This is a genomic window from Microvirga sp. P4_G7 (assembly GCF_056401005.1).
Genome location: NZ_JBFUKD010000721.1, coordinates 1 through 1783 on the forward strand (window position 1 = coordinate 1; position 1783 = coordinate 1783).

A 1783-nucleotide genomic window follows, 5' to 3' on the forward strand; every position below is an offset into this window, starting at 1 on the left:
CAGACGGAACACATTCCCAAGCACCGGGCCTTCACCCAGTTTTTCAAGAACAACTTTCTGGCGCTGAAGACGGGCTAGCCGCCTTCGACCGCGAGCGTCCGCACGGCGACACGCCCCTTGTCCAAAACCAGGCCCAACTGGCCTCCCTTGAGCGCGAGCGCCTTCTCGCCAAAGAGGCTCCGCCGCCAACCATGGAGGGAAGGGACCTCGGCGGTATCGCTTTCGGCGATGGCTTCGAGTTCCTCCACCGTGGCGATGATCTTCGGGGCGACGCCTTCGTTCTCCGCCACCGCCTTCAGAAGGACCTTCAACAGATCGACGATCGCACCGGTGCCGCCGCGTCCACGGCTGCGCTCCGGCACGGGAATTGTCGCGGGGTCGCGGGCAAGGCCACGCTCCACGGCTTCGAGAATCTCGCCCCCGGTCTTCGAGCGTTCGAAACCGTTGGGGATCGACCGTAAACGGCCGAGGGCTTCGACGCTGCGTGGAGCAGAGACTGCCACGTCGATCAGCGCGTCGTCCTTGAGAATGCGGCCGCGCGGTACATCGCGGTTTTGGGCCTCTCGCTCGCGCCAGGCGGCAGCTTCCATCAGAACGGCGATCTCCTTCGACTTGCGGAGGCGGCCACCCAATCGGCGCCAGGCATTCTCCGGGTCGGCCTGATACGTCTCCGGGGAGGTCAGAACGGCCATTTCCTCGCTGAGCCAGGCGAGGCGCCCGTTGGCCGTCAGCTGCTCCATCAACGCCTCGTAAACCTGCACCAGATGGGTGACATCCGATAGGGCGTAGACCAGTTGGGCTTCCGTCAGGGGGCGGCGCGACCAGTCCGTAAAGCGGGACGACTTGTCGACGCGCGCCTTCGCGAGGTCATTGACCAATTGCTCGTAGGAGACCGAATCGCCGTAGCCGCAGACCATGGCGGCGACCTGAGTATCGAACAGAGGGGCGGGGACCAGCCGTCCCAGGTTCCAGATGATCTCGAGATCCTGCCGCGCGGAATGGAAGACCTTGATCACCGCCTCGTTCGCCATCAGCGCCATGAAGGGCGCCAAATCGAGCTCCGGCGACAGGGGGTCGACCAGATAGGCGTCCTCGGGATCCGGACCTGCCATCTGGACGAGGCAGAGCTTCGGATAATAGGTGGTCTCGCGCAGAAATTCCGTATCGACCGTAATGAACGGGTGGGCGGAAAGACGGGCGCAGGCTTGAGCGAGGTCGTCGGTCGAGGCAATCAGGTTCATGGAAAGGGTTTTTAACGGAAGCGGAGCAGATCCGCGACCCCATGTTCGCGCAATTCCCCATGTTCGTCCAAAAATCCGGTTTCGACCCTCGACCGCATTCTTTCCGACGTCTCGTCGACCGCGGCCCACTGGGCAGGGCCGTAGCGTCCGGCGGGTGTTCTGATATTGTTCTCCGAGGCGTCTCTCCTTGTCGTCGCCTCCAATGCCGCGGTGCCACTGGACGACGAGACCCGGTTCTTGGCTATTTCAGCCTTGCGCCTTGACTTCCCAGGGCGCGCATGAATGTTGCGCGAAACACCCAATCGAGCAGGCTTCCTTCCTATGACCGCCCCGATGCACCGTTATCGCTCCCACACCTGCGGCGCGCTCCGCGAATCCGATGTCGGCCAGATCACCCGTCTTTCGGGCTGGTGCCATCGCATTCGCGATCACGGCGGCGTGCTGTTCATCGATCTGCGCGATCATTACGGCATGACGCAATGTGTGGTTGATCCGGATTCTCCAGCGTTCAAACAGGCCGAAACCCTGCGTTCGGAATGGGT

2 protein-coding genes are annotated in these 1783 nt (G+C 62.8%); one reads left to right on the top strand and one right to left on the bottom strand.

The window, feature by feature from the left end:
• Positions 1 to 74 precede the first annotated feature (74 nt).
• A complete protein-coding gene (gene rnd, locus AC1DT3_RS19985; RefSeq protein ID WP_477466959.1) occupies positions 75 to 1241 on the bottom strand; it encodes a ribonuclease D in 1167 nt (388 codons plus the stop codon).
• A 333-nt stretch (positions 1242 to 1574) separates the two neighbouring features.
• Here rnd and AC1DT3_RS19990 point away from each other — a divergent pair.
• Positions 1575 to 1783 (top strand): OB-fold nucleic acid binding domain-containing protein (locus tag AC1DT3_RS19990; protein ID WP_477466960.1); only part of this gene is annotated, 209 nt, incomplete at its 3' end.

Coding starts and splice junctions, on each gene's coding strand:
- rnd (WP_477466959.1), bottom strand. CDS start 1,241: ATGAACCTGATTGCCTCGACCGACGACCTCGCTCAAGCCTGCGCCCGT.